Source organism: Streptomyces sp. NBC_00690, assembly GCF_036226685.1.
Lineage (GTDB): Bacteria > Actinomycetota > Actinomycetes > Streptomycetales > Streptomycetaceae > Streptomyces.
Map to the genome: position 1 here is coordinate 5759402 of NZ_CP109009.1, position 15506 is coordinate 5774907.

Consider the following 15506-nt stretch of genomic DNA (forward strand, 5'->3'; position numbering starts at 1 on the left):
CACTAACGGCCATGCACCTGCGGACCGCACCGAAGAACCGGACCGCACCGATCGCGCGGACCGTGGCGAACACCAGGGCCCGACCGCGCCCGTGAGCCTCACCGCGCCCAGCGGAATCGACCGCCAGGCACACCACCGGCTCGACGAGGCATGGCTGGCGGCAGCCTGGAGCCACCCGACCACCAGAGTGTTCGTGGTCTGCGGTGGCCAGGCACTGATCGACGACACCCCCGACGGCCGCACCGAACTGGTGATGACCCCGGCCTTCGAAGCCCCCGTCACCGAAACCCACCGCTACTTCCTCGGCACCGACGAGGACGGCGTGCGCTACTTCGCCCTGCAGAAGGACGCACTCCCCGGCCGGATCGACCAGTCCGCCCGCCCGGCCGGACTGCGCGAAGCCGGACTGTTGCTCTCCTCGCGCGACACGGCGCTCCTGGTCCACGCGGTCGCCCTGGAGAACTGGCAGCGGCTGCACCGCTTCTGCTCGCGCTGCGGCGACCGGACCGTCATCGCCGCCGCGGGTCACATCCGCCGCTGCCAGGCGTGCGGCGCCGAGCACTACCCGCGTACCGACCCGGCTGTGATCATGCTCGTCACCGACGAGGACGACCGGGCACTCCTCGGACGCCAGCTGCACTGGCCCGAAGGGCGCTTCTCCACCCTCGCCGGCTTCGTGGAACCCGGCGAGGCCATCGAGCAGTCCGTACGTCGGGAAGTGTGGGAGGAGGCCGGGGTCACCGTCGGCGAGGTCGAGTACGTCGCCAGCCAGCCCTGGCCCTTCCCCTCCAGCCTGATGCTCGGCTTCACCGCCCGCGCCACCTCGTCCGACATCACCGTCGACGGCGAAGAACTGCACGAGGCCCGCTGGTTCTCCCGGGACGACCTGCGCAAGGCATTCGAGTCCGGCGAGGTGCTCCCGCCGTACGGCATCTCCATCGCGGCCCGGTTGATCGAACGGTGGTACGGCCAGCCGCTGCCCAGGCCCGGCAGCGGACTCTGACCTGGACTTTCCCGCGCAGCCAGCAGCCCGCCCGACCTGACCCACGGACGGGTGAGGGAAGCAGTATGGGTGCCTCTACGGCAGCACCTGAGGGCGGACTTCACACCCGCCCAGGTCCTGCCTGGTCTGCCCCGGTCACAACCCCCGAGCAGCGGGCAACCATCCTCACCTACGGGTCTGCCCCGATCCGTCCCGGTCTCAAAGGCGGCCGACCGTCCGGACACAGCGTCGGAGCGGAGCTCAACGACGCACGAAGCGAGGCCCGGTGAACGCCGGAGGGACCCCGCGCTCGCGGGGCCCCTCCGACATCACAGCACATGGACACACGGGCGTACGAGGGATCAGGAGGCGAGCGCCTGCTTCACCTGGGCCAGGCTCGGGTTCGTCATGACCGACTCGCTCCCGGCCGGAGAAATCACGAGGAGGGTCGGCACGGTCTGGTTGCCGCCGTTCGCCTTCTCCACGAAAGCCGCGGACTCCGGGTCCTGCTCGATGTTGATCTCGGTGTACGCGATGCCCTCGCGATCCATCTGGCCCTTCAGCCGACGGCAGTATCCGCACCACGTGGTGCTGTACATCGTCACAGTGCCCGACATCGTCCCTCGTGCTCCTTCGTCTCACGGCGACCCCACGCACCCGCTGGTGCGCACGCACCAGGTCAAACGCACGGCCTCCGGCCACCATTCCCGAATCCGACATCGCCGCAGCCCTCTGCCGATGCCCGGCAGGACGAGCCCCTTCGCCTTCGCCTTCGCCGGTGTCCGAGCCAGCGGGATCGGTCGATCGGCGGCGATTCATACGACTACTCCGGCTCCCCTGTGGACAACCGCCGCAGCCGCCTCCGCAGACCTGGCAGCATGGCAGGGTGACAGCAGCAACGCACTCCTCCCTTTTCCCGCAGGTCCCCGAGTCGGCCGACGCGGTGCTCGACGGGCTCGACCCCGAGCAGCGCGAGGTGGCGACCGCCCTGCACGGTCCCGTGTGCGTGCTGGCCGGTGCCGGCACCGGGAAGACCCGAGCGATCACCCACCGCATCGCCTTCGGCGTCCGAGCCGGCATCCTCCAGCCCTCCAGTGTGCTCGCCGTCACCTTCACCAACCGTGCTGCGGGAGAGATGCGAGGACGGCTCCGGGAACTGGGCGCGGGCGGTGTCCAAGCACGCACCTTCCACTCCGCGGCCCTGCGACAGCTCCAGTATTTTTGGCCAAAAGCCGTCGGTGGTGATCTGCCTCGACTTCTGGAGCGCAAGATCCAACTGGTGGCCGAGTCCGCTGCCCGCTGCCGGATTCGTCTTGATCGCAATGAGCTGCGCGATGTCACCAGCGAGATCGAATGGGCGAAAGTCACCCAAACCGTTCCCTCTGACTATCCTGCCGCCGTCGCCAAATCCCTTCGTGATGCCCCTCGCGATTCATCGGAAATCAGCCAAATCTACGGAATGTATGAGCAGCTGAAGCGGGATCGCGCCGTGATTGACTTCGAGGACGTCCTTCTCCTCACGGTCGGCATCCTCCAGGACCGCCACGACATCGCCGACCAGATCCGCCGCCAGTACCACCACTTCGTGGTCGACGAGTACCAGGACGTCAGCCCGCTCCAGCAGCGCCTCCTCGACCTCTGGCTCGGCGACCGCGACAACCTCTGCGTCGTCGGCGACGCCAGCCAGACGATCTACTCCTTCACCGGAGCCACCCCGGACCACCTGCTGAACTTCCGCACTCGGCACCCCTCGGCGACCGTGGTGAAACTGGTCCGCGACTACCGCTCCACCCCCCAGGTCGTCCATCTCGCCAACGGCCTGCTCAGCCAGGCCCACGGCCGAGCCGCAGAGCACCGGCTCGAACTGATCTCACAGCGCGACCCGGGGCCCGAGCCGTCCTACACGGAGTACGCGGACGAACCCGCCGAAGCCGAAGGCACCGCACGCCGCATCCGAGAACTGATCTCCGAAGGCGTCCCGGCCGGGCAGATCGCCGTGCTCTACCGCATCAACGCCCAGTCCGAGGTCTACGAGCAAGCCCTCGCCGACGCCGGAGTGCCTTACCAGTTGCGCGGAGCCGAGCGCTTCTTCGAGCGCCAGGAAGTGCGGGAAGCCGGAGTCGCCCTCCGCGGCGCTGCCCGCGCCGGCGGCAATGACTCCCTGCTCGACGACGCCGAGGACCTCCCCTCCCAGGTGCGTGCGGTCCTTTCCACCAAGGGGTGGACAACAGAGCCTCCGGCCGGCTCCGGAGCGGTGCGGGACCGCTGGGAGTCCCTGGCCGCCCTGGTGCGGCTCGCCGAGGACTTCACCCGCGCCCGACCCGGGGCCACCCTCACCGACCTCGTCGCCGAACTGGACGAGCGGGCAGCAGCCCAACACGCACCCACCGTCCAAGGCGTCACCCTCGCCTCCCTCCACTCGGCCAAGGGCCTCGAATGGGACGCGGTGTTCCTCGTCGGCCTCACCGAGGGCATGATGCCGATCACCTACGCCAAGACGGACGAGCAGGTCGAGGAAGAGCGACGCCTGCTCTATGTCGGTGTCACCCGAGCCCGGTTCCACCTCGCCCTGTCCTGGGCGCTGGCCCGCTCACCCGGTGGCCGAGCCACTCGCCGCCCCACACGCTTCCTCAACGGAATGCGACCGGGAAGCACAGCTGCTGGGGCCCGAGGCGCCGGCGGCCAAGGCGGGATCGAGCGAGGCGCCGGGGGGCGCCGAAAGCGCCGGGGCCCAGCCTTGTGCCGAGTCTGCGGAAAGACGCTCACGGACGCGGGCGAGATGAAGCTGATGCGCTGCGAGGACTGCCCTTCCAACATGGACGAAGGGCTCTACGAACGGTTGCGGGAGTGGCGCGCCGGCCAAGCCAAGCTGCTCGGGCAACCCGCCTATTGCGTGTTCACCGACAAGACGCTCATGGCGATCGCCGAAGCCGTCCCCGGGGACGAGCGCGAACTGTCCGCCATCTCCGGAGTCGGTGGCCGCAAGCTGGACCGTTTCGGAACCGACGTCCTCGCCATCTGCGCAGGCCAGGAGCTCGACGAGGGTGAAGACGAAGACTGAGCGAAACTCGTCGGAAAAATAGTTTGCGCACGCACCAGCGCTCACCATAGGTTCTTAACCACGCGAACAGCGCTTCTCCGAAGCACTGTCATCGTGGTGTACTTATCCGAATACAGCGACCGGCCCCGGCCGGTCCCCGAGACGCCGAGAGGAGGCGAGTCCAGTGATCAGCAACAACACCAGCTTCAACAACGCCGTGAAATTGACCGATCGCTCGGTCGTCGTCTCCGCCTGCTCGCTCGGCTTCTCCGCGTCGCTCCATGGCACCGGTGTGTCCAGCTTCTCCGCAGAGATGCCTCTGGCTCCCCTGGGCGGATTCCCCGTCCTGGAGCGGATCGAGCGACCGACCAAGGCACTGGAAGCAGGAGTAGCAGCGGCAGAGGCGAATGCCTATGCCTTTGCGGCAGCCAGTGCCGGCACCAAGAAGCAGACGCAGCACGACATGAAGTGGGCCTTCCGCGGGCTCGAACCCTGGAGTGATCCAGCCTGAGGTAGATCAGGCCGGCGCCTTCAGGGCCGCGGAACCCCACTCGGGTACCGCGGCCCTTCTGTTTTCCCCAAAACCAGGGAGTCAGAGCGAAGGGGCCTCGGGACAGCACCACCCGGTACCAGCCCCCCGGTTCGCCCGGGGGACCACCAACCGGCCAACCGGCCGGACCGAACAAGACGAGGAATGACACCACCGTGCAACTCGAAGCGCACGCCCCGTCCGTACCGCCTTCCGAGACCATCCCCCCGCGTGTCCGCCCGGAGGACTCCACCTTGACCCCGCTGACTGCGCTCACCGCGCTCGACGACGCCATCGAGAACCTGGGCGTACCCGTTCCTTGCCGTTCCTACGACCCCGAGGTCTTCTTCGCCGAGTCGCCCGCCGACGTGGAGTACGCCAAGGCTCTCTGCCGCACCTGCCCGCTCATGGAGGCATGCCTTGCCGGTGCCAAAGAGCGGCGTGAGCCGTGGGGTGTGTGGGGCGGAGAGCTCTTCGTTCAGGGAGTCGTCGTAGCCCGCAAGCGGCCCCGTGGGCGTCCGCGCAAGAACCCGGTCTCGGCATGAACATCATCGGGACCATCGACCGCCCCCTCACGCACGAACCCAAGAAGCAGGCCCCCATGCCCTCTTCCGCGAGTGAGCCTTCCGGCTCCGCGACCCCAGACGTCAGCACCACCGGCGCGAACGCCTCGCGCCAGAACAGGACCCGCGAAATGCAACTCATCCCAGAAGCCCTGGCTCGTGCGCATATGCACGACCGCATGCGTGAGGCGGAGAGCGAGCGCAGAGCCATTCGGCTCCTGACCGCCCGACGCATGCAGCGCCGCGCCGAGCGTGTTTCTCTGCGCGCTCGTCGTGCGCTCGCCATGGCTGTCATGAACTGACAACACGAACCTCGCAGGGGCCGGTCCGTTCGGACCGGCCCCTGCGGTGCGTTGTCTCCACTGCCCGTCGCCCCAGGGTTATCGTCACTTCGTGGACCAGCAGCCCTGCCCGGAGCCGTCGGATACCCAGCCCATCGTGTGTGCCCGCTGCGGTAGAACCGCAGAAGGCGAGGGAGCCCCGGCCACCTGGACCTACTCCATGGAGGACGGAAGCCGTCGCTACTACTGCGACGACTGCGCCCGCGCCCACATCAGATCGATCGAAAGCAGACTCGACTCCAACTGGTGGTGACACCGGCGCGAGGCCCAAAGACGCCGCCGTCACGACCAGTCGCAGACTCCGCCCGTTCTCTCACAGCCCCGCTCCACCTAGAGGCGGCCCCGCCAGCCACGCAGCGGATGGACCCCCGCGTCCCACTGCCCCGGGGACAGAACCGACAGCGCCTCGGCTTCAAACTCCGATCGGACTGCTCAAGTGGACGTGGGGGATGGGGGCGAAGCGAGGGAGAGATGAGAGCGCTCCGAAGTCTCGACGCTGACTTCACCGAGCCGGCCTTCGCCGAGCACCTGGATCCAGGCGACTGTCAGGTGTGCAGAGGGGGCGAAGGAACTGAGCTCGGCCATGGGAAGTTTCTGCTTCCTGCTGGGGCCCTCCCCCCTCCCCTCCCCCTCCCACCCCTTTGTTGTGACGCATGGCTGCTCCGCGGGCATGCCTCTGGTCGCCTTGGCTCGGACCGTCAGGGTGGGTGCGCATGCCAACCCTGCGCGCCGGCTCCTGGTGACGTCCCGTGCCCGTCCCCGACCAGGCAGTGCCCATCTGTCTAGCCTTGGTGCTTGGTGCTTGGTGCTCGGGTACTCGTCACTCCTGTGCTGGTGGCCGCTCCGCGTTCGGGGCCAGTTGTTGTGCGATGGCGCGACCTGAGAGGGCGCAGCCAACCAGCTACTGTCCGTCGGGACTCGCCGCAGTCTCGGTGGCTTCTGCGCACTCGGCACTCCCAGCGCTCTCCGTGCTCACAGCGTTCTCAGTCTGCTCAGAGCTCTGCGCTTGCCACACTGCTGTCTTCCTCCTCCGGAAGGAAGCCTGGTACCCATGCCTCCAGTTCGTCCCGGAGCCGCACGCTGGCATTGAGCTGACACAGGACGCCAATGGTGCTCAGGGTCACTCTGTGTATCAGTAGATAGGCCGGCGGCAGATTCAACTGCTTGCCCAGTTGGTGGGCGGGGGAGCGGATGTCGGCGATCCTCGCAGCCTGCGTGCGCATCCACTGCCGGGTGAAGGTGAACTCTTCCAGGTCGGCAGGCTCGATGATCGGTACGAGGTACTCCAGTACCGCTTCTGGGTCGAGGTCTATCTCGTCCTTGACGAAGCCTTCGGCACACAGCAGCTCGTACACCATGTCCGCTTCGCCCTCCAGCGCCATCCGAAGACAGTCGCCGATGGGCTGGGGAAGCCCCCCGGGCAGCCGGTCGACAGTTCCGAAGTCCAGTACGCCCAGTCGCCAACCCTCGCCGTCCTCATCGGGAAGGAGCCGGAAGTTCCCAGGATGGGGATCGGCGTGCAGCAGCCCGGTCCGGGCAGGGCCGGAGAAGAGGAAGCGTGCCAGCAACTGCCCGGCTCGGTCCCGCTGCTCCACCGTGCCGTCCGCGATCACCTCGGCCAGGGGAATGCCGTCGATCCACTCCGTCACCAGCACCTGATCGGACTGGTGGACCACTTCAGGCACCACCACATCGGGGTCGTCCGCGAACTCCTCCGCGTGTTCCCGCTGTGCTTGTGCCTCCAGGCCGTAGTCCAACTCCTCCGACACCCGGTCGCGCAGCTCGTTGATCAGTGGTTTGAGATCCATCCCGGGAATCAGCGGGCCCAGCAGTTTTGCGAAGCGGCTCAGCTGTGTCAGATCGGAGAGCAGTGCTTCGCCCGCGCCCGGATACTGCACCTTCACAGCGACCTCACGCCCGTCGTACCAGACGGCACGATGAACCTGGCCGATGGATGCGGCGGCGGACGGTTTGTCCTCGAAGTTGGAGAACAGCTCCCGCCAGTCGTCCCCCAGCTGCTCCGTCAGTACCTTGTGCACGGTCCGTGTCGGCATCGGCGGAGCCGCGTCCTGGAGCTTGGTCAGTGCGGCGCGATAGGGACCCGCGATGTCCTCGGGGAGAGCCGATTCGAAGACGGACAACGCCTGCCCGAACTTCATGGCCCCCCCTTTCAGCTCGCCGAGGACTTTGAAGAGCTGATCAGCGGTGCGCTGTTGCAGCTCCCGGGCGACGAGCTCCGCGGACTTGCCACCGATGCGCTTGCCCAGCCCCCAGGTGGCTCGGCCGGCGAAGCCCAAGGGCAGTGCGGCCAACTTGGCGGTCCGGGTGACCGCCTTCCGGGGAAGATCAGACATAAGCCCCTCCAAAACCCAGACAGTTGCGCCGCGTGCGTCCTACGGCCCTGACTCCGTTGACTGCGGATGGTCCATTGTCTCGTGACTGGACGTCGAGCCCGAGGTTTCGGCCCCCTCACTTTTGCCAGCTGCACCGCAGCCGCAAGCCTCGTGTGCCCGGAGGCGCTCCGACCGCCAGCTCAGCATCGGCTGGGCAACCTCCCAGCGTGCGCCAACGCTCAACGGTAGGCCCCCGTCGAGGAACGACAGCGTGTGCGCCGCCACCAACCCGGCCACGGTTGCGGCGAGAGAGATGTCACATGCGGGCACCGCGTTCCTTCGGCTCCCCGAGCGCCACTGAGCGAGCAGCCGTGGCCATCCCGGGTCCCTATCGGCCCTGCACCGTTCCCAGCAGCCGGCGCAGGCGGACCCACCGGGCAGCACCAGAGGGCCCACGAAGCCCGTGGCCTCCACCACCCCGGCATAGAGATGAGGCGTCCCGGTGGTGATCCAATGCTCGGCTCGTGCTGGATCGGGTGCGTACGCCGAAAGGCCGTCGCGAGGGCAGACCACGATCAATGACACCGCAGGTTCCGAGCAACTCGGCGCAGAGACTTCGCCTCCGGAGGGGGAGCGACGGTGAGGGGCGGGGTCTTCCTCCATCGCGGTGGGTCCGCGATCAGGAGTTGTGATCCGCATGGCCAAGCCATTGGTGCGCCTTCCGGCACGCGGCGTCGGGTGCGGCGCGCTGTCGCGCACCAGCCGACGGACCGCGACATCACGCCTTTCACCCACGGCTCCCGGCGACAGGCCGCCAGGTGCCGTATCCCAGGATTCGACGCACCCGCCGTCGAGGGTGTCGACGCGCCCCACACCGGCCGCGGACAGCAGTGCTGCCACGGCTGCGCCGACCCGACCTGCACCGCGGACCTGGACTCGCATCGCGTGGCGGGCCGCCAGATGTCGGATCGCGGCGCCCGGACCGGGGTGGACCACCGAGAGCGATGCCAGATCGGGGCGGAGACGGTGAAGCCGACCGGGTTTGGCGCGCAGCACATCGGCGGCAGGCCCGCCCGCGGTCGGATCGTCGAGCAGCCCGGCCGCGGTGAGGCGGCCGATCAACGCGTCGGTCTGCCCGTCGGGGAGGCCCATCGCATGGGCTTCCTTGCGTAACAGCGGCAGCCCTCGGGTTCCGTCGAATAGCTGGAGGAGGCTCCCGGTGGCCGGGTCCATCGGCCCGACCACGACCGCGTGGGCGGGTGTCACGCCGAACTGCACGGTCTGTCGCTCTCGCCATGTCCGTCGCAGCGCGGGCTTCACCATCGGATGCATAACAACTCCCCGTCGAAGATGTCGAGCACATCGAACACACACGCATGGCACACACATGGGACACGAATGTGTCTTTGGGCATGTCGGGATCGCGTGGGTCCCCGTCTGATCGCGGTGGGGGACCGGATCTCAGAATGCAGGGGTGGGGAGGGGGCGGGGAGAAAGTTATCCACAGGGCGATGTATTAGTCGTAAAAGTAGTGCGGTCATCGGGGGAGGATCGAACGGAACCGATCCGGGGGTGGGACTTACCCCGGTGCCAACGGGTACCGTCGAGGCGTGTCCGTCGATCCGTCCTCCCGCGCCACAGGGGAGACCCCAGCGTGCCCGCCGGGGGTTCAACCGCGCGAGGTGGTCGTGCGTCCGTCCCGAGGAGTGGCGACGGGAGTGACGACGAGCGCGGTCGAGGTCCGCAGGAGCGCCCGTCGCAGCAGAACCGTGTCTGCGTACCGCGAGGGTGACCGGACCGTCGTTTTGATCCCGGCCCGGATGTCGGAGGCCGAGGAACAGCGCTGGGTCAGTGTCATGCTCGACAAGCTGGCCGCCCAGGAGAGCAAGCGGATGCTCGGCGACAGTGATCTGACCGAGCGCGCGAAGCGCCTGTCCGCGCAGTACTTCGACGGACGAGCGGCCCCCACATCGGTGCGATGGGTGACCAATCAGAACACCCGCTGGGGTTCCTGTACGCCTGCGGAGGGCAGCATTCGCCTCTCGCACCGCCTCCAGGGGATGCCCGAGTACGTCATCGACTACGTCCTCGTCCATGAGTTGGCGCATCTGCTGGTGCCCGGGCACGGCGCCCGCTTCTGGCAGCTCCTTGAGGCGTACCCCCGTACCGAGCGGGCCCGAGGGTATTTGGAGGGAGTCATCGCCGCGGACCGGTTGCCCCGGCTTCCCGCCGCGGACGGAGAATGATCACCGGCGAGTGCACGGTGAATCGCTGGAAGGGCGTGAGGGGAGCGCGGCTTCCTTCCCTGAGGCTCACTGTGCATCGAATGCCATCACGGCGTGTTCTCCCTTGAACCCTGCGTACCGAATCGGTCCCAACACATGCCCGGGCTTGGCTGAATGTCACATGCGGCTTAGCCTGGCGCGACGCATTCGTATTTCTGGGATGGGGGACGGTCGTTACGCATGGCCAGGGAATTCCAACGCGGCCACAAGGCCAAGATCAGTGATCTCACGCCGGGAACGGATCTGTACGTAGGTGTGCAGATCGCGGGTCCTGGTCTGACGTTCGACATCAGTTGTTTCGGGCTGGACGCCAATGAACAGCTCTCGGACGACCGGTACTTCATCTTCTTCAACCAACCGAAATCGCCGGAGGAGTCCATTCAGCAGCTCGGTGCCCAGTCGGGTGACACCGAGGCGTTCCGCGTCACGCTGGACCGGATTCCTGCGAACATCCACAAGCTCTCCTTCACCGCCACGATCGACGGCCCAGGACAGATGTCCCAGGTCGGTCCCGGCTACATCCGCATCGTCGCCGGTGGGGAAGAGGTCGTCCGCTACCCCTTCAACGGCTCCGAATTCACCACCGAACGCGCGGTGATGCTCGGTGACTTCTATCTGAAGGACGTATGGCGCTTCGCCGCCATCGGCCAGGGCTTCGACGGCGGTCTGGACGCGCTCCTGCGCAACTTCGGCGGCGAGGTCGCCGAGGACCAGCCGGCCGCGCCGACACCTCCGGCCGCGCCCGTGTTCGCCGCACCGGCACAGCCCGCTCCGGCACCGGCGTTCGGCGCACCTGCCGCCCACCAGCCGCCACCGCCTCCACCAGCGCCTTCGTTCGGGGCTCCGCAGGCGCCCGCACCAATACCGGCTCCGGCACCTCAGCCGTACGCGGCACCTGCGCCCCAGCCGTATGCCGCGCCCGCCGCTGCGGCACCCCTGGTGCCGCCCCAGGCGTTTGCCCCCGGGCAGCCGCCCCAGCAGCCGCAGGGGCAGTTCCCCGGGCAGGCCGGTGCCCCCGTGGCGCCCTCGCCCTACGGACAGCCCGCCCCTGCGCCCTTCGGTCAGCACCAAGGCGCGCCCCAGGCGATGCCGCAGGCTGGCCCCGGTCTGCAAGCCGCACTCCAGCCGTACCGGGAGACCGCAACCGGCCTGCGCTGGACTCCGCAGAACCCGAACCTGATGCGGGTCGAACTCGCGCTGGGCGGCGGCGGCGTGCTCGCTCGGCAGGGCAGCATGGTGATGTACCAGGGCAAGGTGGACTTCAGCCATAAGGGCGCCGGATTCATCGGTCGCAAACTGGGCGATGCCACCGGCCAGGAGATGCAGCTGATGCGCTGCACGGGCCGCGGGCAGGTCTTCCTCGCCGAGGACGCCGCCCATCTGCACCCCATCGAGCTCCAGGGCGACGGCATCTGCGTCTCCGCTGAGAACGTCCTCGCCTTCGACGAGGACCTCCAGTACGAGATCCGCCGGATCGAGGGGCACGGCATCCCCGGTGGCGCCTTGTTCACGATGCACTTCAGCGGCACCGGCACCGTCGTGGTCAAGACACAGGGCATTCCGGTCGTCCTGCCGGTCACCCCGGCCACCTATGCCGACTCCAACGCCGTCGTGGCCTGGTCGTCAGCCGCTCAGGTGATCATCACCAGTCAGGTCCGGCTCCGTCGCAACGCCTACCCGGGTCACAGCGGCGAGACGGTCAACCTCCAGTTCCGGGCCGCTCCCGGCAACTTCATCGTCGTCCAGCCCTACGAGGTCTGAGGGAGCCCGAAGAATGAACCAGCAACTCGCGGGCTTTGCCCCCACCCCGGTCACCGCCCGGATGGAGAACCACGGCCGGACCATGCTCAAGGTCGCCATGGCCACCGGTCAGGACATCTTCGCCCGTACGGGCTCCATGGTGTCGTACGAGGGTTTCATCCAGTACGAGCCGAATCCGCCGGCAGCCCGCCAGGCCGCCGCGCAGTGGGCCACGGGTGAAGGCGCGCCCATCATGAAGTGCTCCGGCGACGGACTGCTCTACCTCGCCGACTACGGTGCGGACGTCCTCGTCATCAACCTCAACAACGAGTCCATCTCCATCAACGGCACCAACGTCCTCGCCTTCGACGCCCATCTCCAGTGGGGCGTCGAGAAGGTCAAGGGCCTGGCGAAACTCGCAGGCCAGGGCATGTGGAACGTGGAGATCGCGGGTACCGGCTGGGTCGCCGTCACCTCGCGCGGTGTGCCCATCGTCGTCGACTGCGGACGCGGAGACGACGAGACCTACGTCGACCCCGACGCCCTCGTCGCCTGGTCGCCCAACCTCAAGGTGAAGGGCAAGCGGAGTTTCAAGGCTTCCTCCCTCATCGGGCGAGGCAGCGGCGAAGCCTTCCAGATGGCCTTCTCCGGTCAGGGCATCGTCGTCGTACAGCCGAACGAGGACAGCACCGACCGTTTGCGCATTCGGGGCTGAGGGGGAACACACCATGCAGAGCCCACTTTTCAACTACGCAGACCAGCAGTCCCAGGAGCGCTACGCACTCCAGAATCCCCAACTGCTGCGGGTGTCCCTCACCGGACACGACGACATCCTGGCCCGCAAGGGTTCGATGGTCGCCTACCAGGGCGCCATCGACTTCGACGGCGAGTACCAGTCCACCAGCCAGCGCAACGCCAGTGCCCGTACGGGCGAGGGTCTCGACCTGATGCGCTGCTCCGGGCAGGGCACGATCTACTTCGCGAACCTCGCGCAGTACGTCCACCTCGTGGACGTCGACCACGAGGGACTCACCGTCGACAGCGCCTACGTCCTGGCGCTGGACTCCGCCTTGCACACCGAGGTCATCGCGGTGGACAGCCAGTACGGGATCTCCGGCTCGGGGAAGTACCAGCTCAACATCACCGGCCGGGGCAAGGTCGCCATGATGACCTCGGGTCAGCCGCTGATGATGCAGGTCACGCCCGAGAAGTACGTCAGTGTGGACGCCGATGCGGTGGTCGCCTGGTCGACACAGCTACGGGTCCAGATGCAGGCGCAGACCCATGCGTCGAGCATCGTCCGAAGGCGGGGCAACACCGGTGAGGGCTGGGAGCTGAGCTTCACCGGCAACGGGTTCGCCCTGGTGCAGCCCAGTGAGGTCATGCCCCCGCAGAACGCTCAGATCGGTGAAGGGCTGCGGGGCCAGTTCGGCAACAGCGGCCAGAACCAGAACAACTCCTGGAACTAGCAGGCGCTCGCTCCGCTGCTCGGACACCACGGTGTCCGAGCAGCGGAGCCATGTCCGCACTACAGGGCGGCTCGGGTCCGCTCCAACAGGCGGATGACCGATTCGTCCGCCACATCAGCCACCTCGTCATAGGCGTACCAACGCAGGTCCAGGGACTCTTCGCTGATCCGGACGGCCGACCCGGGCGGCGCCAGTGCGGCGAACTGCACATCCAGATGCCAGTTGCACGGCGAAGGGATCGGATGCCGGTCGAGACGGACCGGCTCCCCCGACCGCAGCAGCGTCAGACCGTCGATGCCCGACTCCTCGGTCGCCTCCCGCAGCGCGGCCCGCGCGAGCGTCGCGTCCCTGGGCTCGCAGTGGCCACCCATCTGGAGCCACATGCCCAGCTTCTTGTGCAAGGTGAGCAGCACCCGCTGTCGCTCCGGATCGATCACCAGAGCGCTCGCCGTCAGATGACCCGCTGAGCAGGACTTCCACATGGCGTCCGGATGCGCCGACAGATGGTCCAGATACGCCTGCCGCAGCTCGTGCTGGTCCCCGTATCCCTTCAGGACCACCACGGCGTCGTCATGCAGGCTCACCGGCCCGAGCCGCCCTGGCCGTCCGAAGGGTCATCGCCCGACTGATCGCCCTGCGTGCCTCCGGTGTCGGTGCTCTCTGGGCTGTTGGTGGTTTCGTTGGTGCCCTTGCTCTCGGCGGTGGTGCCATCGGCGCCGGAACCGCCGCGGGAGGCCGCCTCTCCGAGCATCTTGTCCAACTCGGAGAAGTCCATCTGCTCGCGGTGGACAAAACCATCGGGGTCATCGAGGTCGGTCGCGGTCGGCAGCATGTCCGGGTGCTCCCACAGCGCATCGCGCCCGTCCATCCCACGGGCGTCGGTCAGCGAGGCCCACAGCCGCGAGGCGTCCCGCAGCCGGCGGGGGCGCAACTGGAGACCGATCAACGTGGCGAAGGTCTGCTCGGCCGGACCGCCCGAGGCGCGACGCCTGCGCAATGTCTCGCGCAGAGCACCGGCCGACGTCAGCCGGGTCGCCGCCGCCTCGTGCACCACGGCGTCCACCCAGCCCTCGACCAGCGCGAGAGCCGTTTCCAGACGGGCCAGCGCCGCCTTCTGCTGCGGTGTGTCCTCCGGCTGGAACATGCCCTGCTGGAGAGCCTCCTGCAACTGCTCGGGATGCGTCGGGTCGAACTGCCCGACGACGTCCTCCAGCTTCGACGTATCGACCTTGATCCCGCGGGCATACCCCTCGACCGCGCCGAACAGGTGCGAGCGCAACCAGGGCACATGGGCGAAGAGGCGCTGGTGGGCCGCCTCGCGCAGGGCCAGATAGAGCCGCACCTCATCCTTGGGCACGCCCAGGTCCTTGCCGAGCGCCGCGATGTTCAGCGGCAGGAGAGCCGCCTTCCCCGCGGGGCCTAGCGGCAGACCGATGTCGGTCGAGCCGACCACCTCGCCCGCCAGTACGCCCACGGCCTGACCGATCTGCTGGCCGAACATGGCTCCGCCCATGGAGCGCATCATCCCCAGCAGCGGACCCGCCATGGCCTGCATCTCCTCGGGCAGCACATCGCCCATGGCCACACCGACCCGCTCGGCAACCGGGTCGACCAGCTGCTGCCAGGCAGGCAGGGTCGCCTCGACCCACTCGGCGCGACTCCACGCCACCGAGGTCGTCGCCCCGGACGGCAGCGACGTCGCACCGTCCAGCCAGACGTCCGCCAGTCGCAGCGCCTCATCGACCGCGGTGCGGTCACCGGGGCTCACGCTCTCGTCCTTGGTGCCGTCAGACGTGCCCTGGGAGACCGTCTGCCGGGCGATCTGCTTCGCCATGTCCCAGTTCACCGGGCCACCCTCGTAGCTCAGCATCTGGCCCAGCTGCTGGAAGGCCGCGCCCAGGTCATTGGGGTTGAGCGAGCCGAACATGGCGGCGAGGGGATTGTCCGCACCTCCGTCCCCGCCTCCGAAGCCGAATCCGAAAGGATTGGCAGGTGTAGGGCCACCGGCGCCGTGGCCACCGCCGGCGGGATCGCCCTTCTTGCCCTTGTCGCCGTCGTCCGGCTCCTCCGGCGGAAGGCCGAATCCGAATGGGGTGTCACTCACGGGTTTCCTCGGCTCGTAGGGCCACCGGCTCCGGGCCGGCGGCGAATGCCCAGTGTTCACCACCCAGCGTAGACATCCGGGCCCGCCAATGGGCTCGGTGCTTCACTGACTCGTGGCCTG

The 15506-nt window shown here is 67.9% G+C and carries 15 protein-coding genes; 10 read left to right on the top strand and 5 right to left on the bottom strand.

Features of this window, described 5'->3' with window-relative positions; translation table 11 throughout:
* The first annotated feature begins 91 nt into the window (after positions 1–91).
* The gene (nudC, locus tag OID54_RS25385) at positions 92–1003 is read left to right on the top strand and encodes an NAD(+) diphosphatase (protein WP_329027776.1); all 912 of its coding nucleotides are present in this window, start codon (positions 92–94) and stop codon (positions 1001–1003) included.
* Positions 1004–1344: 341 nt separating this feature from the next.
* Here the strand turns inward: nudC and OID54_RS25390 are convergent, their stop codons facing one another.
* On the bottom strand, positions 1345–1599 hold the full coding sequence (locus OID54_RS25390; RefSeq protein WP_329023082.1) for a mycoredoxin: 255 nt from the start codon (positions 1597–1599) through the stop codon (positions 1345–1347).
* A gap of 269 nt (positions 1600–1868) precedes the next feature.
* Between OID54_RS25390 and OID54_RS25395 the strand changes: the two genes are divergently transcribed.
* The 5 genes from OID54_RS25395 (at position 1869) to OID54_RS25415 (ending at position 5708) form a co-directional block, all read left to right on the top strand.
* Positions 1869–4043 carry an ATP-dependent DNA helicase UvrD2 gene (locus OID54_RS25395; RefSeq protein ID WP_329023084.1) on the top strand — a complete coding sequence of 725 codons (2175 nt, stop codon included), beginning with the start codon at positions 1869–1871 and terminating at the stop codon, positions 4041–4043.
* 163 nt (positions 4044–4206) lie between these two features.
* Positions 4207–4533 carry a hypothetical protein gene (locus OID54_RS25400; RefSeq protein WP_329023087.1) on the top strand — a complete coding sequence of 109 codons (327 nt, stop codon included), beginning with the start codon at positions 4207–4209 and terminating at the stop codon, positions 4531–4533.
* Positions 4534–4727: 194 nt separating this feature from the next.
* Positions 4728–5096, top strand: a complete 369-nt coding sequence (locus OID54_RS25405; protein WP_329023089.1) for a WhiB family transcriptional regulator — start codon at positions 4728–4730, stop codon at positions 5094–5096.
* Positions 5093–5416: a hypothetical protein gene (locus OID54_RS25410; protein ID WP_329023091.1), complete on the top strand. Its 324-nt coding sequence runs from the start codon at positions 5093–5095 to the stop codon at positions 5414–5416. The genes OID54_RS25405 and OID54_RS25410 overlap by 4 nt, the downstream gene beginning before the upstream one ends.
* A gap of 91 nt (positions 5417–5507) precedes the next feature.
* The gene (locus OID54_RS25415; RefSeq protein ID WP_329023094.1) at positions 5508–5708 is read left to right on the top strand and encodes a hypothetical protein; all 201 of its coding nucleotides are present in this window, start codon (positions 5508–5510) and stop codon (positions 5706–5708) included.
* A 739-nt stretch (positions 5709–6447) separates the two neighbouring features.
* Here OID54_RS25415 and OID54_RS25420 read toward each other — a convergent pair.
* Positions 6448–7809: an ABC1 kinase family protein gene (locus tag OID54_RS25420; RefSeq protein ID WP_329023096.1), complete on the bottom strand. Its 1362-nt coding sequence runs from the start codon at positions 7807–7809 to the stop codon at positions 6448–6450.
* Between the two features lie 39 nt (positions 7810–7848).
* Positions 7849–9120, bottom strand: a complete 1272-nt coding sequence (locus OID54_RS25425) for a ThiF family adenylyltransferase (protein ID WP_329023098.1) — start codon at positions 9118–9120, stop codon at positions 7849–7851.
* A 278-nt stretch (positions 9121–9398) separates the two neighbouring features.
* Between OID54_RS25425 and OID54_RS25430 the strand changes: the two genes are divergently transcribed.
* The 4 genes from OID54_RS25430 to OID54_RS25445 all read left to right on the top strand — a co-directional run bounded on the left by OID54_RS25430 (position 9399) and on the right by OID54_RS25445 (position 13282).
* Entirely contained in the window at positions 9399–10034 is a 636-nt protein-coding gene (locus OID54_RS25430; RefSeq protein ID WP_443055675.1) for a M48 metallopeptidase family protein, read from the top strand.
* Positions 10035–10253: 219 nt separating this feature from the next.
* Positions 10254–11834, top strand: a complete 1581-nt coding sequence (locus OID54_RS25435; RefSeq protein ID WP_329023102.1) for a TerD family protein — start codon at positions 10254–10256, stop codon at positions 11832–11834.
* Positions 11835–11847: 13 nt separating this feature from the next.
* Positions 11848–12528, top strand: a complete 681-nt coding sequence (locus tag OID54_RS25440; protein WP_329023104.1) for an AIM24 family protein — start codon at positions 11848–11850, stop codon at positions 12526–12528.
* 13 nt (positions 12529–12541) lie between these two features.
* Positions 12542–13282, top strand: a complete 741-nt coding sequence (locus OID54_RS25445) for an AIM24 family protein (RefSeq protein ID WP_329023106.1) — start codon at positions 12542–12544, stop codon at positions 13280–13282.
* 59 nt (positions 13283–13341) lie between these two features.
* Here OID54_RS25445 and OID54_RS25450 read toward each other — a convergent pair whose 3' ends face one another.
* Complete coding sequence (locus OID54_RS25450) at positions 13342–13866, bottom strand: NUDIX hydrolase (RefSeq protein WP_329023108.1); 525 nt, start codon at positions 13864–13866, stop codon at positions 13342–13344.
* Positions 13863–15386: a zinc-dependent metalloprotease gene (locus OID54_RS25455; RefSeq protein WP_329023110.1), complete on the bottom strand. Its 1524-nt coding sequence runs from the start codon at positions 15384–15386 to the stop codon at positions 13863–13865. Before OID54_RS25455 ends, OID54_RS25450 begins: the two co-directional genes overlap by 4 nt.
* Positions 15387–15506: the final 120 nt, after the last annotated feature.